At 69.3% G+C, this 23,861-nt stretch carries 26 protein-coding genes and 3 pseudogenes; 10 read left to right on the forward strand and 19 right to left on the reverse strand.

The window, feature by feature from the left end; genetic code table 11:
• Positions 1–272 precede the first annotated feature (272 nt).
• The 4 genes from CN538_RS00620 (at position 273) to CN538_RS00635 (ending at position 3,635) form a co-directional block, all read left to right on the forward strand.
• Positions 273–575 carry a 6-pyruvoyl trahydropterin synthase family protein gene (locus CN538_RS00620; RefSeq protein WP_242495434.1) on the forward strand — a complete coding sequence of 101 codons (303 nt, stop codon included), beginning with the start codon at positions 273–275 and terminating at the stop codon, positions 573–575.
• Positions 572–1,600 carry a glycosyltransferase family 4 protein gene (locus tag CN538_RS00625; protein WP_106418211.1) on the forward strand — a complete coding sequence of 343 codons (1,029 nt, stop codon included), beginning with the start codon at positions 572–574 and terminating at the stop codon, positions 1,598–1,600. The genes CN538_RS00620 and CN538_RS00625 overlap by 4 nt, the downstream gene beginning before the upstream one ends.
• 134 nt (positions 1,601–1,734) lie before the next feature.
• On the forward strand, positions 1,735–1,971 hold the full coding sequence (locus CN538_RS00630) for a class I SAM-dependent methyltransferase (protein WP_106418212.1): 237 nt from the start codon (positions 1,735–1,737) through the stop codon (positions 1,969–1,971).
• A 524-nt stretch (positions 1,972–2,495) separates the two neighbouring features.
• Positions 2,496–3,635, forward strand: a complete 1,140-nt coding sequence (locus tag CN538_RS00635) for a lysylphosphatidylglycerol synthase transmembrane domain-containing protein (RefSeq protein WP_277985187.1) — start codon at positions 2,496–2,498, stop codon at positions 3,633–3,635.
• Here CN538_RS00635 and CN538_RS23845 read toward each other — a convergent pair.
• Positions 3,577–3,837 carry a dihydrofolate reductase family protein gene (locus CN538_RS23845; RefSeq protein WP_277985063.1) on the reverse strand — a complete coding sequence of 87 codons (261 nt, stop codon included), beginning with the start codon at positions 3,835–3,837 and terminating at the stop codon, positions 3,577–3,579. The two genes, CN538_RS00635 and CN538_RS23845, sit on opposite strands and share 59 nt — an antisense overlap.
• On the reverse strand, positions 3,780–4,475 hold the full coding sequence (locus CN538_RS23850) for a RibD family protein (RefSeq protein WP_277985064.1): 696 nt from the start codon (positions 4,473–4,475) through the stop codon (positions 3,780–3,782). Before CN538_RS23850 ends, CN538_RS23845 begins: the two co-directional genes overlap by 58 nt.
• A gap of 322 nt (positions 4,476–4,797) precedes the next feature.
• Here CN538_RS23850 and ribA point away from each other — a divergent pair, with 322 nt between their 5' ends.
• Positions 4,798–5,937 (forward strand): GTP cyclohydrolase II RibA, encoded by a 1,140-nt coding sequence (gene ribA / locus CN538_RS00650; RefSeq protein ID WP_106418215.1) that lies wholly within the window; start codon positions 4,798–4,800, stop codon positions 5,935–5,937.
• A 96-nt stretch (positions 5,938–6,033) separates the two neighbouring features.
• On the opposite strand, the gene CN538_RS21485 is transcribed toward ribA, so the two are convergent.
• From CN538_RS21485 to CN538_RS23865, 11 genes and pseudogenes are all read right to left on the reverse strand, one after another.
• Positions 6,034–6,282, reverse strand: a complete 249-nt coding sequence (locus CN538_RS21485; RefSeq protein WP_242495436.1) for a creatininase family protein — start codon at positions 6,280–6,282, stop codon at positions 6,034–6,036.
• Complete coding sequence (locus CN538_RS00655) at positions 6,264–6,890, reverse strand: creatininase family protein (protein ID WP_242495437.1); 627 nt, start codon at positions 6,888–6,890, stop codon at positions 6,264–6,266. Before CN538_RS00655 ends, CN538_RS21485 begins: the two co-directional genes overlap by 19 nt.
• Positions 6,891–6,905: 15 nt before the next feature.
• Positions 6,906–8,309, reverse strand: coding sequence for an exodeoxyribonuclease V subunit alpha (recD, locus tag CN538_RS00660; RefSeq protein WP_207233725.1), 1,404 nt, complete (start codon positions 8,307–8,309; stop codon positions 6,906–6,908).
• Positions 8,288–8,923, reverse strand: a complete 636-nt coding sequence (locus CN538_RS20605; protein ID WP_207233573.1) for an exodeoxyribonuclease V subunit alpha — start codon at positions 8,921–8,923, stop codon at positions 8,288–8,290. The genes recD and CN538_RS20605 overlap by 22 nt, the downstream gene beginning before the upstream one ends.
• Positions 8,924–9,002: 79 nt before the next feature.
• Entirely contained in the window at positions 9,003–9,713 is a 711-nt protein-coding gene (locus tag CN538_RS21490) for a PD-(D/E)XK nuclease family protein (RefSeq protein WP_242495438.1), read from the reverse strand.
• 521 nt (positions 9,714–10,234) lie between these two features.
• A pseudogene (locus tag CN538_RS21495) lies at positions 10,235–10,696 on the reverse strand (3'-5' exonuclease); the annotation flags it as partial.
• Entirely contained in the window at positions 10,681–11,532 is an 852-nt protein-coding gene (locus tag CN538_RS21500) for a UvrD-helicase domain-containing protein (RefSeq protein ID WP_164999460.1), read from the reverse strand. The pseudogene CN538_RS21495 and the gene CN538_RS21500, both read right to left, overlap by 16 nt.
• Entirely contained in the window at positions 11,523–12,389 is an 867-nt protein-coding gene (locus CN538_RS19675) for a UvrD-helicase domain-containing protein (protein ID WP_129591262.1), read from the reverse strand. The genes CN538_RS21500 and CN538_RS19675 overlap by 10 nt, the downstream gene beginning before the upstream one ends.
• Positions 12,389–12,778, reverse strand: a complete 390-nt coding sequence (locus CN538_RS23855; RefSeq protein WP_164999461.1) for a UvrD-helicase domain-containing protein — start codon at positions 12,776–12,778, stop codon at positions 12,389–12,391. The genes CN538_RS19675 and CN538_RS23855 overlap by 1 nt, the downstream gene beginning before the upstream one ends.
• The gene (locus CN538_RS23860; protein WP_106418219.1) at positions 12,775–15,159 is read right to left on the reverse strand and encodes an exodeoxyribonuclease V subunit gamma; all 2,385 of its coding nucleotides are present in this window, start codon (positions 15,157–15,159) and stop codon (positions 12,775–12,777) included. The genes CN538_RS23855 and CN538_RS23860 overlap by 4 nt, the downstream gene beginning before the upstream one ends.
• On the reverse strand, positions 15,159–16,568 hold the full coding sequence (locus CN538_RS23865) for an exodeoxyribonuclease V subunit gamma (RefSeq protein WP_106418220.1): 1,410 nt from the start codon (positions 16,566–16,568) through the stop codon (positions 15,159–15,161). The genes CN538_RS23860 and CN538_RS23865 overlap by 1 nt, the downstream gene beginning before the upstream one ends.
• A gap of 176 nt (positions 16,569–16,744) precedes the next feature.
• On the opposite strand from CN538_RS23865, the gene CN538_RS21515 reads away from it, so the two are divergent.
• The 5 genes and pseudogenes from CN538_RS21515 to CN538_RS00700 all read left to right on the forward strand — a co-directional run bounded on the left by CN538_RS21515 (position 16,745) and on the right by CN538_RS00700 (position 19,490).
• Positions 16,745–17,188: a hypothetical protein gene (locus CN538_RS21515; RefSeq protein WP_242495439.1), complete on the forward strand. Its 444-nt coding sequence runs from the start codon at positions 16,745–16,747 to the stop codon at positions 17,186–17,188.
• 8 nt (positions 17,189–17,196) lie between these two features.
• Positions 17,197–17,319, forward strand: coding sequence for a hypothetical protein (locus tag CN538_RS23870; RefSeq protein ID WP_277985065.1), 123 nt, complete (start codon positions 17,197–17,199; stop codon positions 17,317–17,319).
• The gene (locus CN538_RS21520; protein ID WP_242495440.1) at positions 17,319–17,582 is read left to right on the forward strand and encodes a DMT family transporter; all 264 of its coding nucleotides are present in this window, start codon (positions 17,319–17,321) and stop codon (positions 17,580–17,582) included. The genes CN538_RS23870 and CN538_RS21520 overlap by 1 nt, the downstream gene beginning before the upstream one ends.
• A gap of 119 nt (positions 17,583–17,701) precedes the next feature.
• Positions 17,702–18,774, forward strand: a pseudogene (locus CN538_RS00695) (amidoligase family protein).
• Complete coding sequence (locus CN538_RS00700) at positions 18,774–19,490, forward strand: gamma-glutamyl-gamma-aminobutyrate hydrolase family protein (RefSeq protein WP_106418221.1); 717 nt, start codon at positions 18,774–18,776, stop codon at positions 19,488–19,490. Before CN538_RS00695 ends, CN538_RS00700 begins: the two are co-directional and overlap by 1 nt.
• Here the strand turns inward: CN538_RS00700 and CN538_RS00705 are convergent.
• From CN538_RS00705 to CN538_RS00725, 6 genes and pseudogenes are all read right to left on the reverse strand, one after another.
• Positions 19,465–20,370, reverse strand: a complete 906-nt coding sequence (locus CN538_RS00705; RefSeq protein WP_106418222.1) for a cation diffusion facilitator family transporter — start codon at positions 20,368–20,370, stop codon at positions 19,465–19,467. The genes CN538_RS00700 and CN538_RS00705 overlap by 26 nt on opposite strands.
• A 314-nt stretch (positions 20,371–20,684) precedes the next feature.
• Positions 20,685–21,203, reverse strand: coding sequence for a hypothetical protein (locus CN538_RS20610; RefSeq protein ID WP_207233574.1), 519 nt, complete (start codon positions 21,201–21,203; stop codon positions 20,685–20,687).
• Complete coding sequence (locus tag CN538_RS20615) at positions 21,152–21,868, reverse strand: MFS transporter (protein WP_207233575.1); 717 nt, start codon at positions 21,866–21,868, stop codon at positions 21,152–21,154. Before CN538_RS20615 ends, CN538_RS20610 begins: the two co-directional genes overlap by 52 nt.
• A gap of 206 nt (positions 21,869–22,074) precedes the next feature.
• Positions 22,075–22,502: pseudogene (locus CN538_RS00715) on the reverse strand (OsmC family protein).
• A 122-nt stretch (positions 22,503–22,624) separates the two neighbouring features.
• Positions 22,625–23,125: a thiol peroxidase gene (gene tpx, locus CN538_RS00720; RefSeq protein WP_106418223.1), complete on the reverse strand. Its 501-nt coding sequence runs from the start codon at positions 23,123–23,125 to the stop codon at positions 22,625–22,627.
• A 156-nt stretch (positions 23,126–23,281) separates the two neighbouring features.
• A complete protein-coding gene (locus tag CN538_RS00725; RefSeq protein ID WP_106420515.1) occupies positions 23,282–23,830 on the reverse strand; it encodes a DUF1415 domain-containing protein in 549 nt (182 codons plus the stop codon).
• Positions 23,831–23,861: the final 31 nt, after the last annotated feature.

Below are 23,861 nucleotides of genomic sequence, written 5' to 3' on the forward strand. Positions count from 1 at the left end.
GCGAGAGCCACTTCCGCGATCTGCCACAGACCCTGGCACGGCTCAGCCGCAGCGACGACGATACCCTTTGTGAGCGTATCCGCTACGCCTGAGCGCAGCGCAAAGCGCTCGCCAAGACGCCATCACACCGCCGCCGGCCGCGTTTCGTACCGCCGCCCCGGCACGAGGAGACAAGGAATGTTCAGCCTGACCGTCCGCGATCACATGATGATCGCCCACAGCTTCAACAGCGAGACCTTCGGCCCGGCGCAGAAGCTGCACGGCGCACCTACGTGGTCGACGTCACCTTCAAGCGCCCGGAACTGGATCACGACGACCTGGTAGTCGACATCGGGCTCGCCAGCGACACCCTCAAGCGGATTCTGGCCGAGTTCACCCTCAGCAATCTCGATGACGTCGACGAGTTCAAGGGTCGCAACACCACTACCGAGTTCATGGCCAAGGTGGTGTTCGACCGCCTGGCGCACGCCATCCGCGAAGGCGAGCTGGGCGAAGGTGGCCGCCATCTCACCGCACTCGCGGTCACCCTGCACGAGTCGCACATCGCCTGGGCCAGCTACGAAGGCGGCCTATGAGCGATCTCACGCTGATCGTCGCCGGTGACCCGCAGCAGCTCACCGGCGGCTACCTCTACGACGCGCGTATCGTCGAGGCGCTGCGCCGCCAGGGCTGGGCGGTCAACGTGGTCGGCCTGGAGGGTCGCTTCCCCGAACCCGACGCGGTCGCCTCGCATGCGCTGGACAGCGCCCTGACCGCGCTGGCCGATGGCAGCCGGGTGGTGATCGACGGTCTCGCCATGGGCGGGCTACCGGCCATCGTCGAGCGCCACGCCACGCGCCTGTCGATCACCGCCCTGCTCCATCATCCGCTGTGTGACGAGACCGGCCTCGGCGAACCCGAGCGCGCGCGCTTTCGCATCAGCGAGACCCGCGGTCTGGCCGCGGTCGATCGGGTGGTCGTGACCAGCGTCTACACCGCGCACCGGCTCGCCGACTTCGACGTCCCCGCGAACAAGATCGCGGTGATCGAACCCGGCGTGATCCGCGGCGAGCTGGCCCACGGCGATCTCGACCCGCCGCGCCTGCTGTGCGTGGCCACCCTGACGCCACGCAAGGGCCAGGACGTCCTGGTAGAGGCCCTCGCCGAGATGACACACCTGCCCTGGCAGTGCGACCTGATCGGCGCCCTCGACCGCGCCCCGGACTATGCCGCGCAGGTGCAGGCGGCGATCGCCCGCCACGGCCTGGAGGCGCGTATCCGCCTGCTCGGCGCCCAGCCCAGTGCGGCGCTGAGCGAGCACTACCGCAACGCCACGCTGTTCGTGCTGCCCTCGCACTACGAGGGCTACGGCATGGTCATCACCGAAGCGCTGGCCCACGGCCTGCCGGTGGTCACCACCACCGGCGGGGCGCTAGCCCACACCCTGCCGGAGCAAGCCGGCATCAAGGTGCCGCCGGGTGACAGCCAGGCAATGGGCGAAGCCCTGACCAAGCTGCTGAATGAGCCCGAGCAGTACCAGCGCTGCCGCGACGGGGCGCGGGCGCTGCGTGACACCCTGGGCGACTGGGACAGCGCCGCGCGCCCTTCGCCGCAGCCCTGACACGGAGAGTACATGAGCACACCAACGCCATTCAGCGCCGATGCCCACTTCAGCGATGCCTGGCTGACGCGCTGCGCGAACCGGCCGACCACCGCGCCCGCGACGCCCAGCTGACCCACGCCGCCGACCACTGGTTGGCGCAGCGCGCCAGCATCCCTGCCACGGCGACGCTGGTCGATCTCGGCTGCGGCAGCGGCTCCAATCTGCGCTATCTGGCGCCGCAGCTGCGCACGCCTCAGTATTGGCGGCTGGTCGACCACGACGCCAGCCTGCTGGAACATGCACGAAGCCGTTGTGGTGAACTCGTCAGCGCCGCGGGGGAACCGATCCCTGACAACGCTGGAGGCCACGCTGACACAGGCGCTGGATGACGCGCTGGACGGCGCCGACCTGGTCACGGCTTCAGCGCTGTTAGATCTGGTCTCTGCCGAGTGGATCGACACCCTCGCCGCGCGCTGCCGCGAGTTCGGCTGTGCGCGTGCTGTTCACGCTCAGTGTAGATGGCGAGATCCACTTCCAAGACAGCGCCGGCAGACACTGGAAGATAATGACGACCGCGTCGTTCGATACCCTCGCCACCCATCAGCAGCGGTGACAAGGGCGTCGGTGAAGCGCTTGGCACCCTCGCCCCCAGCTATCTCAAGCAGGCCTTCCTGCGCCACGGCTACCATCTGCGCGAAGCGCCTTCACCCTGGCGCCTGGGTCGGGAGACCTGGCCGCTGATCGACGCGCTGATGGCGGCTGGCGGACGGCACTGCTGGAGCAGGCGCCGGCGCAAGCCACGCGCATCGAAAACTGGTACCGGGCGCGTCTTTCAGCGCTCGACGCGGGCCGGCTGATGCTGACCCTGGGCCATCGCGATCTGCTCGCCCTGCCACCGGAGTCGGCCCCGGGCATGTCGTTTCGACACCTCTTTCGAAACGTCTGTCACAACGCCTCAGGATCGGCCGGCGTGAGACCCCGGCACGCCGCGCGCTGCGCTTGGGTATCACCCTGCGCTGTTGGCCACGCTCGCCTGGCAGTTGAATACCGGCGAGATCGTGGCGCGGCTCGGCACACGTCGCCACTGTGGGTCGTCGCGGGCGTCGCGCTGAGCCTGCCCCAGGTCATGATCTCTGCCTGGCGCTGGCGTCTCACCGCGCACCACGTGGGCATCGCCCTGCCCTGGCCCCGCGCTCTGCGCGAGTACTACCTGGCGACTTTCCTCAATCAGATCCTGCCTGGTGGCGTGATGGGCGATGCCACCCGCGCCTGGCGCCACGGCAGCCACACCGATGCCGGCCAGCGCGGCGCGGCGATCCGCGCGGTGATCATCGAGCGCGCCTCGGGTCAGATCGCGCTGGTACTGGTCGCTCTGGTCACCCTGGTGATGGCAGCGCCGCTGCGTGAGGCCATCGTCGCCGGCCTGGGTAGCGCGCATCTAAGCTGGGCGTGGGCCATCGCTGCCGCGGCACTACTCGCACTGGTCACGGTGGCCAGCCTATGGCGTCAACGCCTGGGCAAAGCGCTGGCGCGGCTGGGGCAGGATCTGCGTCAGGCGCTGCTGGGTTCCCATGTCTGGCCGCGCCAGTTGCTGAGTTCCCTGCTGGTCGTCGCCACCTACGTGGCCGTCTTCATGTGCGCCGCCCGGGCGCTGGAGCTGCCGCACTCGCTGGACGTGCTGCTGCCACTGGTTCCGCCGCTGCTGCTGGCGATGGCTATCCCGCTGAGCGTCGCCGGCTGGGGGCTGCGCGAAGGCGCCGCGGCGCTGATCTGGCCGCTGGCCGGGCTGCCGGCCCAGGAGGGGGTGACCCTGTCGATCACCTACGGCCTGCTGATCCTGCTCGGCAGCCTGCCCGGCGCCCTGGTGCTGGCCCGCGACCACTGGGCCGAGCGACGCGCGCCGATGTCACACCGCGGGCCGCCGTGTTGGCCCGCGACCGGGAGATCCTCTGATGGGCGCAGCACATCGTCTGCCGGCGTTCGAGACTCCCGGCTCAGCTTGCCGCACCACGGCGCAGGTCGAAGTCGAACAGCATATCCTCGCCCAGGCTGAAGTGGCGGCAGGCAGGACGCAGCGCCCGGTCCAGCGTCTCGATCTCGGGCAGCGTCAGCGCTGCCCGGCCGGAGCCGATGATCATCGGCGCCACCACGCTATGCAGGCGATCGAGCCGGCCGGCCTCGAGGAAGCGCGAGATGGTCAGACCCCCGCCCTCGACCAGAATGCGCCGGCAGCCACCCTCGGCCAGCAGCGCCACCACCTCGGCCGGATCAGCCCCGCAGCATCGACCTGCAACGGCTTGACCGTGACATGACCCGCGCCCTGCGCGGCCATCTCGGCGGTGACCTGCGCAGCGCGCGCCGCGGCCACCAGATGCCAGGTCGGCGCCGAGTCGCGGGTGAACACCCCCCGCGTGGCGCAGACCCGGGCGCGCGGATCGAGCACCACCCGCAGCGGATTGTCGCCCTCCACGTGGCGCACCGTCAGTTGGGGGTCGTCGGCGTCCACCGTGCCGGCACCGACCACCACCGCATCCACCAGCGCGCGCGTGCGGTGAAGATGAACCAGACTGAGGGGGCCGGTGACGTAATGGGAGGCGCCGCTGACCGTGGCGATGCGCCCATCCAGACTCTGGCCGAGCTGGGCCATGAGTCGCGGGCCTTGGCTGAGATCGGCGACGCACCAGGGCAGCCAGATCGACAGCAGCTGCGCCGCGTCGCTGCTCACCTCGGCATCGCTGTGCCAGCTCCCTTCGGCATCGACCTCGAGGCGCAGACCGTCTCGCCCGACTCTGCCATCGAAACGCTGGCATCGCGTCGCCGCGGCGATATCACGAATCCAACGCCAGGCGAGCGGCGTATCGATCATCGTAGCGCTCTCGAAACTGGTGGACATGGGCACTCCTCGGCCAGACTGGGGGGAAGGACGCAGCGAGCGTCGTTGCGCTACACGGAGATCACGCGTGCAAGGTTAGCAAACCCTACCGCTGGCGGAAGCGCCCGAGCCGACGCCCAGCGGTGAAGCAGCAAAGGAAGCGCTGAATAAATCGTCGAACGAGATGAAGGGCAAGGCGCACGGAGCGCAGAAGGCGAGACATAACATGGGGTTAGGTGAGCCTTCGAGTACCGCGCAACGTAGTCATTCGCTCGTGCAGACATTTAGGCAGCGGTTCCCAAACACCGGCTTGAATCATGGATGATGCGAAAGGAGAGATGAGATGCGACAGGTAGAACGAGCGATTTTCGACCTGAGACGCGGCCTGCCGGTACTGGTCAGGGCCGAGGGCAGCGATGTCATGGTCCACCCGCTGGAAGGCTGTGACGACGAGGCGCTGGCGGCCCTGCAAGCGCTGAGCGGCAGCCAGCCTGCCCTGTCTCTGACCCGCCACCGCCTGGCACGGCTAGGTGTCGAGACCGAGCACGCCGCGGCGCTGCTGCCGATCGACGCCGCCGATACCGCCGAGGAGGTGATCGCCTGGGCCAGCGCCGAAGACAAGCGCTTGCCTGCCGACAGCCGCCCGAGAGCTGCCTCATCAGGCGCTCAAGCGGCGCTGGAGATGATGCGTATCGGCCTGCTGATCCCGGCAGCGGTAGTGGCTGACGTTGCCGCCGAGCGCCGCGCCCAGGTCGAGGCGCTGGTCGCCGAAGGCTCGGTGCTGGCGCTGCCCGCCGAGCAGATCGCGGCCTACGCCGAGCACCGCTCGCACTTTCTCAAGCGCACCAGCGAGGCACAGATCCCGCTCTCTCATGCCGAAGAGAGCCGCTTCGTGATGTTTCGCGAGGCCGACGGCATGCGCGAGCATATCGCCATCCTGATCGGTGACCCGCAGACCTGGAACGATGCGGTGCCGGTGCGTCTGCATTCGGCCTGTCTCACCGGCGACCTGTTCGGCAGCCTGCGCTGCGACTGCGGGGAGCAGCTGCGCGAAAGCGTGCGCGCGATCGACGAGCGCGGTGGCGGCGTACTGCTCTATCTGGCCCAGGAGGGGCGCGGCATCGGCCTGGCCAACAAGCTGCGCGCCTACACCCTGCAGGATGGCGGGCTCGACACCGTGGATGCCGATCAGGTGCTCGGCTTCGGCGAGGACGAGCGCACCTACGGCGTTGCCCTGGAGATGCTCGAGCAGCTCCAGATCCAGCGCATCGAGCTGCTCACCAACAACCCGGAGAAGCTCAACGCCATGGCCCAGGGCGGCATCGAAGTGGTCAATCGGCGCGGCGTCTACGGCAAGCTGACGCGGCAGAATCAACGCTATCTCGATGCCAAAGCCAAGCGTGCCGGCCACTGGCTGGAAGAGGTGCTGGGCCAGGAGAGCGATAGCCGAGTGGCCCCGTTCAAGCGCCCGGTGACCAAGTAACCCCCGCTTCTCACGCTCCCCTCATGCAGCGACGGCGCCGGCCATCGGCGCCGTTCGCTCGCCGGTATCATCCTCGCCACTCGAGCGCCCGCCAGCCTAACGCAACGTCGAGAGATCGAACGCGGCGGCGGCCTCGATCACCTCCGCCAGCCGTGCCGCGAAGTGGGCCACCAGCCGGCTTCCAGTGGCGGCGTCGGCCAGCGTCGCATCACCAGTGACCCCGCTGGGGTGGAGATCCTGGGCCATCCAGGCGTAGCCGGCGTCGCCCTCGGGGCCGAGCCGGGCGCCGGCATCGGCCTGGTGCTGGGCTTCGGAGACCGCGTTGGTCAGCGCCTCGCGGCGCACCTTCCCGGTGCCAGATGCAGCATCATCGCGGTCTCCAGCGCGCCGCCGTGCAGGCCATGGCGCAGCTCCTCGGCGGGCAGCGCCTCGGCCGGCGGGAAACGGAAGTAGTTGGCCTTGACCACCAGCATACCATGGGCCGCACGCAGCTTGAGCGCGGCCAGATCGATCACCCCGCCTTGTTGCCGCCGTGGCTGTTGAACAACACCAGGCGGCGGATACCGGCGCGGCTCACCGCCGCGCTCGCCCAGTGCCTCGATCACCCCGATCGCCGCCTCCGGCATCAGGCTCAGGGTGCCGCAGAAGGCGGTATGTTCGAGACTACTCGCCCCCAGCGCCAGCGGCGGCAGCACCACCACCACCGTGCCCGGGCTGTCCAGCCCGTGGTTTTCAAGCTCAGATGTCGCGGCGGCCAGCAGGCCCAGGCCGATATCCAGATCGGTGGAGAGCGGCAGATGCGCTCCATGCTGCCGATCGCCGCCAGCGGCAGTACCGCCACCGTGCGTGCGTCGACCCGCGCGGCCAGCTCCGGGCCGGTCAGATCCTGCCAGTGGAGAACGCGTTGCGCGTCGGTCATACCCGGTTCCTTGTAGGGTGATTGGGGGCACCATTTAAAGACCAGTGATTCAGAGCCGCGGCGTCTCGGGCGTGCCCTCGTCTCTCTCGTGCGCGGGGGCGTGGCGCAGCAGGCGCTCGGCGATCGCGCTCTCGCGCACCACGCGCCGGGCGATCGCCTCACGCAGCGTACGGCTCTGCCCTGACCCCGCCGCCAGCGCCAGGCTCAGGCGTGAACGCGCCCGGGTGACGCCAGTGTAGATCAGCTCGCGGGTGACGATCGGGTTGGCCCGCGCCGGGAGCACGAACAGTACATGCTCGAACTCCGACCCCTGGGACTTGTGCACGGTCATGGCAAAGGCGGTGGCGGCGGCATCCAGGCGCGAGGGCAGCACCTGGCGAACCCCATCGCCCTGCACGAAGCAGACCCGCAGGCGCCCGTCGGCATCGGCCAGGGTCAGCCCCAGATCGCCGTTGTAGAGCCCCAGCTGCGGATCGTTGTGGGTCACCATCACCGGGCGCCCGGCATACCAGCCATCGGTGCGCGTGATGAACCCCTGCTGCCGCAGAATCTGGGCGATGCGCGCGTTGAGCCCCTCGACGCCCCACTCCCCTCGGCGCAGTGCACACAGCACCTGAAAGCGCCCCTGCAGTGCCAGCAGCTCGGCGGCGGGCGCGCCGCGGGCGAGGGCCGCAAACAGTGCACGATAGCCCTCCACCACCCGACGCTCGAAGGCCGCGCCCTCGCTGCCGATACGCTCGATATCGGCGTACTCCCCGCCCAGGCAATCGAGAAAGGCGTCGCCATCGCCGGCATTGGCGGCACGGGCCAGCGCACCGATACCGCTATCGGCGTGAAAGCGGAAGCTCCGGCGCAGCATCGCCACATGATCCGCCAACGGGTTGGCGATCGCCGCTGGCGGCAGCGACTCGCCACCCACCCGGGCCAGATAGGCGCGGGTCGCCTCGGTGTAGCCGACCTCCCGGTCCACCCCGGCACCGACGCAGAGATCGCCGAGCACCGAGCCCGCTTCCACCGAGGCGAGCTGATCCTTGTCGCCGAGCAGAATCAGCCGCGCCTGGGGCGGTAGCGCCGCCAGCAGCGCGGCCATCATCTCCAGATCGACCATCGAGGCCTCGTCGACCACCAGCAGGTCGAGACTCAGGGGCGTCTCGGCATCGTGGCGGAAATGCCGCGTGTCCGGCCGCGCCCCGAGCAGGCGGTGCAGGGTCTGCGCCTCCTGCGGTATCGCCGCGCGCACGCCCTCCGCCACCGGCAGCTTGGCGACCGCGCCGGCGATCGACGCCGACAGCCGCGCGGCGGCCTTGCCGGTGGGTGCAGCGAGACGGATCCGAAGCGCTGTCCCGGCATCCAGCGCCTGCTGCTGCAGTAGCGCCAGCAGCCGGGTCACCGTGGTGGTCTTGCCGGTGCCCGGGCCGCCGGAGATGATCGTCAGCCGCTGGCGCAGCGCCAGCGCACAGGCGACCCGCTGCCAGTCGGGGCGTTCGTCGAAGCATCAGCCGTTGCGCCCGCGTTGCCGGCGAAGAGCGCCGCCAGCGGCGCGGCCATGGCATCACTCACCGGCAGACTGCCGCCCAACCGCTGGCGCAGCCGCGCCGCCACCCCGCACTCCGCCTGCCAGTAGCGGCGCAGATAGAGCTGGTCTCCCTCCAGCACCAGCGGCGTGGCGCTGGCGGCGGCGACCTCGGCGCTGGCGACCAGTGGTGAGGCTACCAGCCGCTCACGCCAGTCGGCGAGATCGAGCCCGGCCAGCAGCTGCTCCGGCAGCGTCACCGGGGTGGCCGGCGGCTCACCGCCATCCAGCGGCGGCAGCGACAGCGCCGAGTGCGGCGCCGCCAGAGTGCGTGGCAGCGAGAGGCAGACATGGCCGCGCCCCGCCTGATGGCTCACCAGCGCCCCCGCCAGCCACACCAGCGGATCGCCGCCGTCGGTGGTGTGATCGACATCGGGATCGGAACCGCCATCGTGGGCGGCGAGAAAACGCGCGAAGTGGCGGTCGAGCTGGCGCAGCCAGCCCAGCTCGACCCACAACGCCAGGGCCGCGAACAGCCCCTCCCGCTGCAGCACCGGCGGCGCCGGCGCCGCCAGATCGAGGGAGAACTGATCGCTCGCGCGGGTTGCGGCGACATGTCGTGATCTTGCGAACTCATGTCTCGACCTCCTCGGCCGAGGCCAGCAGTGCGTTGGCCGGCCCCTCATCGCCATCGAGCCAGGCGTCCAGCGCCTCGATCAGCGCCTGAGACGGGCTGCGGAAGAAGACGCCGGGCGCAGGATCGGGCGCCTTATTAAAAGCCCCCGGCGCGGATTCGGGCGCCGTGTCGACAGCCTCCGACGCCAGCCCGCGCAGGAACACATAGCAGGCGCCGCCCATGTGGCGGGCGTAGTCGTAATCCTCGAGGCGTGCCGCGAGCAGCCGGTGCAGCGCCAGCACGTAGAGCACGTACTGCAGGTCGTAGCGGTGGGCGACCATCGCCGCCGCCAGCCGCTCGCCCAGATAGTCGGCGGGGTCATCGCCCAGGTGGTTGGATTTCCAGTCGAGCACGTACCAGCGCCCGTGGGCCTCGAACACCAGGTCGATATAGCCCTTGAGCATGCCGTTGAGCTTGCGCGGCGCCAGCCGCGGGCGCTGCCCGGGCAGCGGCTCCAGCCGGCTCACCAGGCGGTCGAGGGGTGCACTCCAGGCCGCCGTCGCCGGCAGCCAGAACTCGAGTTCGGTGCGCCACGCCGAGAGTGTGGTCAGCCGCACCTCACCCGCAGCGCTGCGCAGCAGCGGCTGGCACAGGCGCTGGGTGAGCCAGTCACTGAGCAGCTCGCCCCAGTCCGCCTCGTAGCCGCCAAGGGACAGCCCACGCGCCACCCGCGGCGTACCTCCTGGACATAGGCCGGCGTCGCGAGACGATCGAGATCGAGACGTTCGAGCAGGCCGTGCAGAAAGGTGCCCGGCCGTGGCCCGCGCGGAAAGTCGATCAGCGAGCGAATCCGCGGCCGTGGCACCGGATCGCGCTCCTGGCTCACCTCGACGTCGAGGGTCGCCGGCAGATCCTCGCCATCGCCAAGCCGAGCATCGGCGATCAGCGCCGTATAGGAGGCGATCCACCAGTCGTCGTCGATCGTTCCCTGGAAGCGCCGCGCCGGCTTGGTCTCGCCCGCCGCCTGGGCCTGACGCAGGCGCCAGGCCGGCGGTTCGGGAGGCGCCGAGAGCTCGAGCCAGCCGGCGCGCTGGGCGACCTGCAGGCGGGCCAGCAGGGCCTCGCCGTCATCCTCGGCCTGGCTGCCGAGCAGCCGCCCCAGCGCGGTCTCGTGGAGACAGCCGCCGCGGCTGCGCCCGCGCCCGACATGGGCCACGCCCAGACGGCAGGCGAAGATCGCCCGGGTCAGCGCCACGTAGAGCAGCCGCACATCCTCGTCGAGTCGCGCCAGATCGGCGTCGCGCCGCTGCGTCTCGTCGGGACTGGCGACCATCACGCTGCCCTCGCCGTCGGGCGGACGCAGCGCCAGCAGCTGCGTCTGGCGGTCGGGCTCCGCCGGGCGGTGGGAGCAGACAAACGGCAGCAGCACGATGGGGTACTCCAGCCCCTTGGACTTGTGCACGGTGATCACCTGCACCAGATCCTCGTCGCTCTCCAGGCGCTGGCTCAGGGCCTGGCTGTCGAGACTCGTCTCACCCGCCTGCAGCGCCCGATGCCACCAGCGCAGCAGCGCCTGCTCGCCGTCGAGTCGCTGCTGTGCAGCCTGGGCCAGCTCCCCCAGATGCAGCAGGTCGGTCAGGGCACGCTCGCCGTCGGCGCGTGCGGCCAGACGCTCGGCGATGCGGAAGTCGCGCATCACCGCGCGCAGCATCGGCAGCACGCCGCGCCGCTGCCACAGCCGGTGATAGTCGCCGAAGCGCTCGACCTCGCGCTCCCAGGCCAGCTCGTCGGCGAGCAGCGCCTCCAGCGCCGTGGGGCTGTCGTTGAGCAGCCGCGAGGCGAGTGCGGCCTTGAGCCGGGCATCCTGACGCGGCTGCGCCACCGCTTCGAACAGCTGCAACAGCTCGAACGCCTGCGGGGTGTCGAACACGCTGGAGCGCTCGCTGAGATAGACACTGCGAATGCCGCCCTCGGCCAGCGCCGGCGCACCTTGAGCGCTTCGGGGCCGTTGCGCACCAGAATCGCGATGTCGGCGGGCTTGAGCGTGCGCTCGCCGTGCTCCCCGGTAAAGCGCCACGCGCCCTCCAGCAGCCGCTGCACCTCAGCCCGGGTCGCCGTCGCCATACGCGCCTGATAGTCACCCTGGGCGTAGCGCTCGCTATCCGGCCACCAGGCGCCGAGTGCCGCCACCGGGACGCCCTCCTGGGTCACCAGATGCGTCGACTTGGCGCTGGCATCCACCGCGACGAAGGGGATCTCGGCACTGCCGAAGGGCTCCGGATGGCCGGCGAAGAGCGCATTGGTCGCCGCCACCATGGACTCGGTGGAGCGGAAGTTGCGCAGCAGGGTGAAGCGGCTCGGGGTGGCCCGCCGGGCGCGCAGATAAGTGTGAATGTCGGCGCCGCGGAAGGCGTAGATCGCCTGCTTGGGGTCACCGATCATCAGCAGCGCCGTGGTCGCCGGGTCGCTCTGCGGCGCACGGTAGAGACGCGAGAAGATCCGGTACTGCACCGGGTCGGTGTCCTGGAACTCGTCGATCAGCGCCACCGGCAACTCGTGCCGGATCCGCGCCGCCAGGCGTAATGCGGCGGCCTCTTCACCGGCCTGGGCCGCGGGGTCAGCGCCGCATCCAGATCGTTGAGCAGATCGGCGAACTCCCACACGCCCTGGCGCCGCTTCTCCTGGGCGAAGGCCTGGGCCACACGGTCGCGAGCGTGCACCAGCACGCGGGCGGCAATGGCATCGAACGGCCGCCCGTGCTCGGCCAGGCGGTCGAGCGCAGCGAAGAAGGGGTGCGCCGGTGGCGTGGCGCCCTTGCGGGTGGCGCCTTCGAGCTTGGCCTGCCCCAGCCAGAAACGCCCGCTGCTGTCGCTGATCTCCTCCGCCGCCTCGAACTCGCCGCGGGCAAGCCAGGCAGCGTAAGCCGCCAGGCGTGTGTCCAGCTCCTCGACCTTATAGCTGCGCTTGTTGAGCGAGCCGGCCTCGAACGCCTGGGCCAACACCTGGCGGATCGCCGTTTCGTCCCAGCTCGCGCGCAGCGCCGCTTCGATCGTCTCGCGCTCGCTCAGTGTCTGTTCGGCGCCGGCGAACAGCGTCGCCAGCGTCTGCGGCGCGTCCACCGCCTCGCCGCCGACCCACAGCGGCTGCGGCTGGCCATCCTTGAGCAGCGGCGCCAGTGCCGCGGCCAGTGCCTCGGGCCCACTCCAGTGGGCGCGAATCTGGCGCTGCCAGCGCGCGTCGAGCGGGTAGAACTCGCGCCGCCAGTAGTCCTCGACCACCTGGGTCAGCAGCGGGCGACCCTCCTGCAAAAGCTCGGCGGAGAAGCGCGCGCCGGCGTCGAAGGCGTGGCGCGTGAGCATGCGCTGGCAGAAGCCGTGGATGGTGAAGATCGCCGCCTCGTCCATCAGCCGCGCGGCCTGATCGAGGCGTCGGCGCCGCTACGACAGGCCGTCTCGCCCGCTGCTACCAGGGGTGCCAGCAGCGTCGCCAGCACGCGGTCGCGGCGCGCGTCGGGGCTCGCCAGGAGCCACTCGCGGGCCTGCTTGAGCCGCGCCCGGATACGCTCGCGCAGCTCCGCCGTGGCCGCTTCGGTGAAGGTCACCACCAGAATCTCCGGCGGGGTCAGCGGACGCGGGAAGTCGAGTGTCTCACGCCCGGGCAACGGGCCGAGCACCAGGCGCACGTAGAGCGCGGCCAGGGTGAAGGTCTTGCCGGTGCCGGCGCTGGCCTCGATCAGATGGCGCCCGGTCAGCGGCAGGCTGTCGAGTTCGAGGGCGACGACGCTCTCGCTCATGAACGCTCTCCCGTGGCGTGAACACGCTGCGTCGCACGGCGCATGGCGTCGAGCAGCGGCTGATAGTGGCGGACGCTCTCGCCCACACCGCCGGCGGCGGCGAAGCTGTCGAAATCGGGCCATAGCTGCCCCAGCGCCCCTTCGCGCCGAATCAGCGCCTCGACCTGGAAGTTGCCGGCCTCGAACTGGGCCGCCAGGGTGTCGCGCAGGGCCGCCTCCGGCGGCTCACCGGCGGCCAGCGCCGCCAGGGTGTCGCTGCCACACTGGCCCCATAGTGTCCTGGCCAGCTCGCCGGCAGCCGGTAGCGGCGCGCACCAGGCACGCCACCAGCACGCCAGCCAGGCAGCCAGCGTCTCCCGCGCCAACGCCCGCTCTAGCGGCGGGAAGCGCAGCACCCGATCCTCGAACAGCGCACTCCAGGCGGTAGCGTGTTCGCCCGCGGCGTTGGCCAGCAGCCAGCGCAGATAGCCGGCGTGGAGCCGGTGCGGCTTGCCCAGTTTCTTCCATGGCCCCTCGCCCTCGGGGCGAAAGTGACCGAAGTGGCTGGTCTCCAGGGTGACCAGCTCGGCCCCCTCGTCGCCCAGGTAGAGCTCATCCAGGCGCGCCTCCAGCGCCAGGGCCGGGGTCGTGCCCGCCGCCGGCGCGGCGAAGTGCAATAACGTCGGCTCACCGACGGTGAGCGTCGCGGTCAGCCCGCGCCAGCTCGCCAGCTGCGCGCTCAGGCGCTTGAGCGGCGGTTCGATAAGTGCCTGGCCGAACCCCGCCGCCGGCAGCCGCCCGGCGAGACGCAGGCGCTCGGCCACCTGCACTAGGGGTTCGCCGCGGCGGCCGGCATCGAGCAGCTCACGCCTCAGGGTGTGGTCCTCGAGCGCATCCAGCGTGAACGGTTCGCTATCCTCGTCGGGTACCTCGGCGCTCTGGAAGCGCACCCCGAGCCGCCCGAGATAGACGCTCCATGGGCGTCGCAGCAGTCGCTGCAGATCGCTCAGCCCGAGCGCCTCTGCCGGGGGCTGGGGCCTCTCCGGCCCCGGCGCAATGGCATCATCGACGGTACGCGGGTGCGCCCCGGTTTCGGTTTGCCCCACCGTTTTCTCATTCGCCGCCGCGCCATGTAGCGGCGCCCAGCTGGCGTCATAGGTGAAGCGTGGGTCGTCGGCCAGGAAGTAGCGGCGTGAGAACGGCTGCAGCGGATGGGTCTCGATCAGGCGTTCGGCCAGGCGTCGCTCGGGATCGTCGCCCTCGACGTCATCACCGGCCGGCTGCCAGCCCTGCTCGAGCATGTCGAGCAGCTCGCCGATCAGCACCGAGGGCGGCCGCGGGGTATTGTCGCGCTGGTCGAAGCCGACCCAGGAGAGGGTCAGCCGGTCGCGGGCGGAGAGCAGCGCCTCGAGCAGCAGATAGCGGTCGTCGTCGCGCCGCGAACGGTCGCCGGGGCGCGCACGCCCTGCCATCAGATCGAAATCCTGCGGCTGGCGGGTGCGCGGATAGGCGCCGTCGCTCATCCCCAGCAGATAGATATGCCGGAACGGGATCGCGCGCATCGGCATCAGGGTGGCGAAGTTGACCTTGCCGGCGAGGAAACGCTGCGCCAGGCCACCCTCGTCGAGTTCCGCCTTGAGCGCATCGCGCACCACACCGAGCCCGATCGGCTGGGAGAAGGCCGCCAGCTCACAGCTCGCCTGCCAGCGCCCCAGAGCCTGATCGACCCGCGCCAGGACGTCGTGCTCGTCGAGCCCGGCGGGCTGGAACATCCGCGCCAGCAGCGCCCCCAGGCGCACCCGCCATTCGGCCGGCGTCCCCGGCGCGCAGAGTTCGGCGCGCTGCGCCTCGAGCGCCGCCACCAGCTCCGCCAGGCGTCCGGCGAGATCCGCCTCCAGCCCGCCGACCTCGTCATAGGGCACGATGGCGTCGAACTGCCACGCTGTCGACTCTGTCGCATTCGCCCGGGTCGACTCCGGCGGCAGCGGGCCGGTTGCTTCCGGCGGCAGCGGGCCGGTTGAATACCCCAACAGCATGCGCTCGAGGCCGAACGCCCAGCTGTTCTCGTGCAGCGCAGGAAAGCCCAGCGCGCGGCGGTGGCTGGCAGAAAGCCCCCAGCGCACGCCGCTCTCCGCCAGCCACTGGCGCAGCCGCGGCAGCTCGCCCTCATCGATGCCAAAGCGCGCCCGCAGCGCCGGCACGTCGAGGGCATCGAGCAGCTCGCTCACCCCGAGCCGCCGCTCCGGCAGCTCCAGCAGTGCGAGCACCAGCACCATCAGCGGATGGGTTTCACTGGCCACCTGATCGGCGATGGTGAACGGCACGTGGCGCGGATCGTCCGCCGCGTACTGGCCGAACACCGCCTCGATATAGGGGGCGTAGATATCGATCTCCGGCACCATCACCAGGATGTCGCGGGGGCGCAGCGGCGCACCCCCGCACTCGCCTCGTCGAACGCGGCGAGCAGGCGGTCGTGCAGCACCTCGACCTCGCGCAGCGGCGAGTGCACGCGGTAGAAAGACAACGAGGCGTCGTCGGCCGCGATGGTGCGCTTGTGGCCCTGCTCGCGCGCCAGCTCGCCGGGATGGCGCAGATCGAGCACGTCCTGTTGGATCTGCGCGAGCAGTGAGGGCGCCCCAGTCGAGGCCGGGTCCTGGAACAGATCGGTCTCGACGTCGAAGCCGCCATCCTGGCTCTCGAATTCGTAGAGCCCGACGATGAAGTCCCGGCCCTGGGCGCCCCAGGCCGCGAGCAGCGGGTTGGCCTGCAGATGCAGCGCCTCTTCATCGAGTTCGGCGAGCCACGGCGCCTCCGGGTGGCGCTCCTGCTGGCGGGTCTGGGCGGCCGCTGAGAGACGCCCGGCACGCTTGATCGCCTCACGGTCGGAGACGATATCGCCCCAGTAGTGACGACAGGGGTTGGTGATCATCAGAAAGACATCGATGACGCCGGAGAGTGCGTGCAGCGCCTCCAGGAGCTGCGCCGGCAGCGCCGAGATGCCGAACACGAACAGCCGCGGCGGCAGCCCCGGCGGGCAGGCGTCGAGGGCCCGCGCGGCGCGCACGAAGCGCCCATGCAGCCGCGCGCGATGGAACTCGCGCTCGGCCGGGTCGGCATCCTCCAGCAGCGCCCGCCACAGCGCCGGCTGCCAGCGCTGGTCGGCAGGCAGATCCGTCGGTGCCATCTCGCCCTGCTCCCACGCCGCCAGCCAGTCCGGCCGATAGTTGAGATACTGGTCGAACAGATCGGCCAGACGCACCGCGAGCTGCCAGCGCTTGCGCTCGGCCTGCTCGGCGGCGGAACCTGGCGCGCCGGCGCTGTCCGATGCCGGCTCGGCCCCGGTGTCAGCGAACAAAGCGCCTGCGGCGGCTCCCGCATCAGCGGACAAAGCGCCTGCGGCGGACCCCGCGTCAGCGGACAAAGCGCCTGCGGCGGACCCCGCGTCAGCGGATAAATAGTGCGCCAGCGGCGCGAACACCGCCGGCTCCGCTTCGATCCGGGATTCCAGCAGACGCAGAATGCGCCACGCCAGCGGACGCTTGTCGAACGGTGAGTGCTGCGGAATCGGCGCGCCCTCGCGCTCCAGCACTGCGCGGTAGGCACGCCAGACGAAGCTCGACGGCAGCGGGAAGTCCACCGAGGCGGCGACGCCATCGGCCTCCGCCAGCGACAGCCGCAGCCACTGCGCCATGCCGTTGGACTGCACCAGGAAGGTCTCGGGGGTAAGGGGTGGCAGCCGCTGACGCTGCATCAGCGCCAGCGACAGGTCGCGCAGATCCTCGAGGTGGTTGGCGTGCAGAACACTGAACATTCACGCTCCCAAAGAACAGAGATTCGGCCGGGCCGATAGGCTGCCTATCCTACCCCGGCACGGCTCGCCCAGCACACGGGATCGACGCCGCCACCGGGCTGGGGCAGACTATGACAAACTTATGACAGCGCCGGCATCCGCATGCGATGGCCAGGCAGCCGACACCAGGACATGTCGTGACCACACCCATCCTCCTCGCCGTGCTCGCCGGCGCCCTGATGCACGCCAGTTGGAACGCCCTGGTCAAGGTGGGTCTCGACCGCCTAATCCCTGTCACTGATCCAGGTCGCCTGCGCGCTGATCTCGCTGGCCTGCGTCGCCTTCGTGCCAATGCCCAGCGCCGCCGCCTGGCCGTGGCTGATCGCCTCCACCTTCCTGCACATCGGCTACAACGTGTCCTGGCACGCGCCTATCGCAGCGGCGACCTGGGCCAGGTCTACCCCATCGCCCGCGGCTGTGCGCCACTACTGGTCACCGTGGTCGGGATCTTCGCCCTCAGCGACTCGCCCACCGCCTTCGGCTACGCCGGCATCGCCCTGCTGGTCCTGGGTATCTTCAGCATGGCGCTGCGTGGCGGCGCCCAGCACCGCCTGTCCACACGGCCCTGGCCAATGCCCTGATCACCTCGGTGTTCATCGCCGGCTACACGCTCACCGATGGCAGCGGCGCGCGGGTCAACGGCAGTGCCGCCAGCTATGTGGTGTGGCTGTTCCTGCTCGATGGCCTGGGCATGCTGCGACGCTGGTGCTGATGCGCGGGCCAGGGGTGCTGCCGACCCTGATCGGCCACTGGCGGGTCGGGCTGATCGGCGGCGCGCTGTCGCTGAGCGCCTACGGCATTACTATCTGGGCGATGACCCAGGCACCGATCGCCCTGGTCGCGGCGCTGCGCGAGACCAGCGTGCTGTTCGCCATCGCCATCGGCGTGGTCTGGCTCAAGGAGCCGCTGCGACGCGAACGCCTGGTGGCCGGCGGGCTGATCCTGGGCGGCGTGGTACTCAGCCACTGGGGCTGATGACCCGCCCTGCGCCCCTGCTCGCGGCACCAATCACCCACCAAGGTCTGCCGGATCCCGACAAGGCGACTGTCATCCACTCTCAGGCCTGCTAGGCTCTGGGTGAACGAGCTGCTCTGATGCCGTCGAATCATCGCCACGATCACGCCCCTGTGGCCGCGCCACCGCGTACCGGCAAGGAGTCCGATGTGTCCCTGACAACGCCCCCGCAACCCGACAACCGCGATGGCCGTGCCCGCTGCGTCGGGGTGGAGATCGAGTTCGCCGGCATCGCCCCGCTGGCTGCCGCGCGCCTGGTCGAGGCGACCTTCGGCGGCACGCTCAAGCATGACAGCGCCCATCGCCTGCGGGTCGCCGACACGCCCTGGGGCACCTTCCATATCGAGCTCGACAGCCAGTACGTGCATCCGGATGCCGCGCTGCTGGCACGCGCCCGCTCGCACAACGGCCAGCCGCCGGGGATCGGCGAGCACCTACGTGCCAGCCTGCACTCGCGCACCCGCGAATGGCTAGGCGACATGGTCGCCGGGCTGGTGCCCACCGAGATCGTCTGCCCACCGCTGCCGTGGCACGCCCTGGCCGAGCTCGATGCGCTATTCGACGCCTGCGCAGCCACGGCGCCGAAGGTACCGATGCCAGCCTGATCTACGCCTTCGGGCTGCATCTCAATCCGGAGATTCCGTCACCCGAGGTGGAGAGCGTGCTCGCTCATCTGCGCGCCTATCTGATTCTGGCCGAGTGGCTGCGCGATCAGATCGAGGTCGACCTCACCCGGGACATGCTGCCGCACACCCGGCCCTTCTCCGAGACTTACGCAAGCCTCGTGCTCGACCCCGACTACCAGCCGACGCTGGCGCAGCTGATCGACGACTACCTGGAAGCCAACCCCACCCGCAACCGTGAGCTCGACCTGCTGCCGCTGTTCGCCTGGTTGGCCCCGGACCACCCCAGCCCGCTGCTGCAGGAGGGGCTGGTCAAGCCGCGCCCGACCTACCACTATCGGCTGCCCAACGCCTCGCTCTCCGATCCCGACTGGGGCGCCAGCCTGGAGTGGAATCGCTGGGTCGAGGTCGAGCGCCTGGCCGCCGATCCGGCACGTCTGGCCGAGCGCTGCGAGGCTTATCGCGAGCACCTGGCGCAGCCAACCTTGAGCCGCTGGCTCGATTCGCTGCAGCGCTGGATGCGCTCCTGATGGCCGGCGAGAAACCCACCCGGCGGCCGCTGATTGGCATCACCACCTCGGACCACAAGAGCCGCATGGCGTGGTGGTGCGACTGGCTCTCGGTGTGGCGCGCCGGCGGGCTGCCGCTGCGGGTGTCGCCGGCGCGTCCGCTGCGGCGCAAGCTGGATGGCCTGATCATCGGCGGCGGTGACGATATCGGCGCCCACCGCTACGGCGGTGAGATGCAGCTCGACGTGCGCATCGACCCCGCCCGCGACGAGTTGGAACTCGACCTGCTCGCCAGTTGCCTACCACTCGGGCTACCGATCCTGGGCATCTGCCGCGGTGCGCAGATGATCAATATCCACCTCGGTGGCAGCCTGATCGGCGATATCCAGTCCACCTACCGGCATATCCGCAACCGGCGCACGGTGCTGCCGCGCAAGCGCGTGGAGATCGACCCCTACAGCCGTCTGGCCGAGATTCTCAACCGCCGCTACTGCCAGGTGAACAGCCTCCACCACCAGGCGGTAGATCGCCCTGGCGAGGGGCTCAAGGTAGTGGCGCGGGATCGCAACGAGCTGGTCCAGGCGATCGAGAGCGAGCATCACGCCTTCCTGATCGGGGTCCAGTGGCACCCGGAGTTGATGCTCTTCAGCCGCTCCCAGCAGCGCCTGATCCGCGCCCTGGTGCAGGCGGCGGGCAGCCCGCGGGATAGCGCTACAGCCAGCGCTGCTCGGCGGTGAAGGCGACGGTGAACCAGCGCTGCTCGGCGGGCACGCTGAGCCCGGCGGCGATCTCGGCACGGATCTCGTCGCACACGGCGATGCCGCCGTCGCGGGCGAACTCGGGGGTGGTCAGGATATGCACCTCGATGGTGTGCACGCGCCCGCTCTTGGCCACGTAGCTGTCGAACGCCAGCAGCCCCTCGCGGCGCATCACCGGCGCCATCGCCGCGCGCACCTCGCTGTCGAGCCGCGACGGCGCCACCATCAGCACCTCGCGCATGGCGCGGTAGACGATTCGTAGCGGGATCGGCACGAACACTAGGGTCAACAGCATCACCAGGGTGGCGTCGACGTAAGGGATCCAGCCGGCGTAGCGCGTGCCCTCCATCGCCCAGGCGAGCAGGAAGGCGAGCAGCAGCGCGCTGGTGATGAGCCCCGCCATCAGCCAGTTCTGCAGATCGATACGCACGAACTCCGAGCGCGCGCGGCGATTGAGCCGGCGCTCACAGAAGAACAGCGTGAAGCAGATCAGGCTCACCGCCACCGCGTAGCCCAGCGCCAGCCCCAGCTGCGGCTCGCTGCCGCCCTTGAGCCAGGTGCCGAGGGCGTTGAGAAAAGCGTAGAAACACAGCAGCACCAGCACCGCGCCGTTGAAGGCCGCGGCCATCGGTTCCAGATGCCAGTAGCCGAGCTGGAAGCGGCGGGTCGACTCGCGCATCACCAGGCGCGTCACCGCCAGTGCCAGCATCGACATCGCCGCATCGATCGACGAGAAGACGCCGTCGAACAGGATCGCCTCCGAGCCCGAGATCAGACCCAGCGCCACGCCCAGGGCAGAGACCACCAGGGTGGCGGCGATGGAGAGGGTCAGAATGCGCTGTTCGAGGGTCGCGGGCATCGCCCTGCTCCGGGTGACGCGCCCCGGGGAGCGGGCGCGAGGGTCTAAGAGGGTGTTTACAAATTCGGCGAGCGAAGGCAAGACAAGGCGGAATCGGCCGAAAAAGCGGAGTTTACAGGGGGTAAATGAGCATTTTTAGGTCGATTTCAACGCCGTATTGTCGAGCGCAGACATTTTGTAAGCACCCTCTCTCTCAGGACGGCATTACCGCCAGCCGACGCCCACCCGGCGCCCAAAGCAGGAACAGCCCGATCAGCACCCGAGCAGCGCCAGCGCGGCGATATAATAGGCCGGCGCCGCCGGGTGAGAGATCATCAAGGTCGACACCACCACCGGGGTGAAGCCGCCGAAGATGGCGTAGGCGACGTTATAGGAGAACGACAGCCCCGAGAAAACGCACCGCCGCCGGAAATGACTTCACCGCAATGGTCGGGACCACACCGACGATCCCCACGCCGAAGCCGGCCAGGCAGTAGCTCCACAGCAGCTGGCTCGGGTCCTGCGGCACGCTGTGCATCATCACCCAGTAGGCGACGCCCAGCAGCAGGCTCCACAGGATCAGGGTCACCCCGCCCCAGACGGTCGGCGCACCAGCCGGCGGCGATGCTGCCGAACACGGTGCAGACGATGGCCCAGACGTTGGCATAGGACGCATCGATGGCGTAGAGGCTCTTGAGCATGCTCGGGGTGAGCAGCAGGACCACCACCACCGCACCGGTGAGGATCCAGGTCACACCCATCGACAGCGCCACGCTGTCGAGGTGGCTGGCGAGCACGCGCTTCACCGGCAACCCGTCGGAGAGCGCCTTCTTGGCGCGCATCTCGGCGAACACCGGGGTCTCTTCCAGGTAGCGGCGCAGGTAGACCGCGATGAAGCCGAAAACCCGCCGATCAGAAACGGCACTCGCCAGCCGTAGGCGCTCATCTCCTCGGCGCTGTAGTAGGACTTGAAGAAGGCCGAGATGATCGAGCCGATCAGGATCCCGGCGACCAGCCCCGAGGCCAGGGTGCCGCAAGCCAGACCGACGTCCTTGCGCGAGACGTGCTCGGTGACGAAGACCCAGGCCCCTGGCACCTCGCCGCCCACCGCCGCGCCCTGCAGAATGCGCATCAATACCAGCAGCAGCGGCGCGGCGTAGCCGATCGTCGCATAGGTAGGCAGGCAGCCGATCAGCAGCGTCGGCACCGACATCAGAAAGATCGACAGCGTGAACATCCGCTTGCGCCCCAGCAGATCGCCGAAGTGCGCCATGATGATGCCGCCCAGCGGCCGCGCCAGATAGCCGGCGGCGAAGATGCCGTAGGTCTGCACCATGCGCAGCCACTCGGGCATCTCCGGCGGAAAGAACAGCGCCCCGATGACCGTGGCGAAGTAGACGAAGATGATAAAGTCGTAGAACTCCAGCGCGCCGCCAAGGGCGGACAGCGACAGGACCTTGATGTCTCCGCGAGACAGGGGGCGCGACGGCGCCGCGTCGTACTGAGGAAGAGTGGCCATGGCTATTGTCTTGTGTCGTGGGGCGTCGAAGTCGGGTGTGTCCCTGTTCCCGCCCGGGCGCCGTGAAGCCGGCAGCGGATGTCAGGCAAGACGCGCGGGGCAGAGTACGTTAACAGAGTCCCAACACGCCGTCATGGCCCTGAACGCCGCCCAAAACGCAGCGAGCCGGCCCTGGGGCCGGCTCGCGGTGGTCAGCGCCAGGCGCTTCAACTCTCGAGCTTGGCGTCCAGCGAGATCTTGGCGTTGAGGAGCTTGGAGATCGGGCAGCCCTCCTTGGCCTTCTGCGCAGCGCTGTCGAAGGTCGCCTGATCGGCGCCGGGGATCTTGGCCACGGTCTTCAATTCGACCGCGGTGATGGTGAAGCCGCTGTCATCCTGCTCCATGATCACGGTGGCCTCGGTCTTGATGCTCTCGGGCTCGATACCTCCTCGCCCAGCATCGACAGCGCCATCGAGAAGCAGCTGGCATGGGCGGAAGCCACCAGCTCTTCCGGATTGGTACCGGGCTGACCCTCGAAACGGGTATTGAAACCGTAAGGGTTCTCCTTGAGCGCACCGCTCTGGGTGGATACCACACCCTTGCCTTTCTTGAGGCTGCCCTTCCACTCGGCGGAACCGGATTTCTTGATCGTCATCATCGTCTCCATGGGTCGTGTGAAGGCTGCGGTCGTCGTCCGCATCCATCCGTGGGGATGGCTCGCGAATCGTGTAGACCATGCCTTGAACTCTCATCGAACTTAGGATCTTTCCTTTCCATCTAGGCGTCGAGCGCTGCGATCGCGGCGTCATAGTCCGGCTCGTGCTTGATCTCGCCGACCAGCTCAGCGTGGACCACCCGATCCTCTTCGTCGAGGACCACCACGCCCGCGCGCACAGCCCGGCCATGGGCCGCTGTCCAGCGACACGCCGAGAGCTGGCGGAATTCGGGATGGCGAAAGCAGGAGAGCGTACTGACATCGTCGAGCCCTTCCGCCCCGCAGAAGCGCACCTGGGCGAACGGCAGGTCCGCCGACACCACCAGCACCACGGTATTGTCGAGCTGGCTGGCGCGCTCGTTGAACTTGCGCGCCGACATCGCACAGGTCTTGGTGTCGATGCTGGGGATGATGTTGAGCACCTTGCGCTTGCCGGCGTAGTCGTCGAGCTGGACATCCTTGAGCTCGGCATCGGTCAGCGTGAACGGCGGCGCCTTGTCGCCCTTCTCGAGAAAACGGCCACTCACCTCGACGGGTTCACCGCCACGGGTAACGGTCTGCATGGTATCGCTCCTTGGAGAGCCCCGAAGGGGCCCAGTGACAACATCTGACGGCGGAAGGCCAGGCTACTCGGCCTCTCCGCTTGGATCAGCCCCAGAATAGCCCCGACACGGCATGGCAGCCATCGGCGCAGGTCGCGGCACAAGCATGGACTCGCGTCACTCGACGCGACATGCGGCCAGCCCGGCCGCCAGCGCCGCCGAGCCGGGCTCGCGCAGTCGCGCCATGTTGCGCTCGGGGATACCCTCGGGGTCGGCGTGGTTGGCGATCGCCCGTTCGAGCTCGGCTTCACGCAGAATATGCAGCATCGGCCAGGGGGAACGGTTGGTGGCGTTGGCAGGATCTGTCGCCTCGACGCCCTCGAACACATAGTCCGGGTGGAAGCTGGCCAGCTGATAGATACCGACATAGCCCAACGCCTCCATCAACCGCTCGGCCAGTTCGAGCCAGTCCAGATAGACGTCGAAATCGTCCATGCCCGCGGGTGCGATCAAGAGCGTGGTGGCGATATCGGCGTGGGCATCGAGATGCCGGCACTCGGCCACCAGCTCGTGCAGCAGCCCTTCCAGGTCGCTGGCCTCGGCCACGGCATAGCGAATGGCATCACGACGCATCTCGCGCCCGGCAAAGGGACAGATATCGTGGGCCACGACGAAGGATTCGACCCAGGCCCGGGTCTGGCGGAGCGAAGAGGGTTCGATGGAGATTCTCCTGGAAGCGGTAGACGATGGCCGATGT

Source organism: Salinicola tamaricis, from assembly GCF_003006155.1.
In the GTDB taxonomy this organism is placed as follows: Bacteria; Pseudomonadota; Gammaproteobacteria; order Pseudomonadales; family Halomonadaceae; genus Salinicola; species Salinicola tamaricis.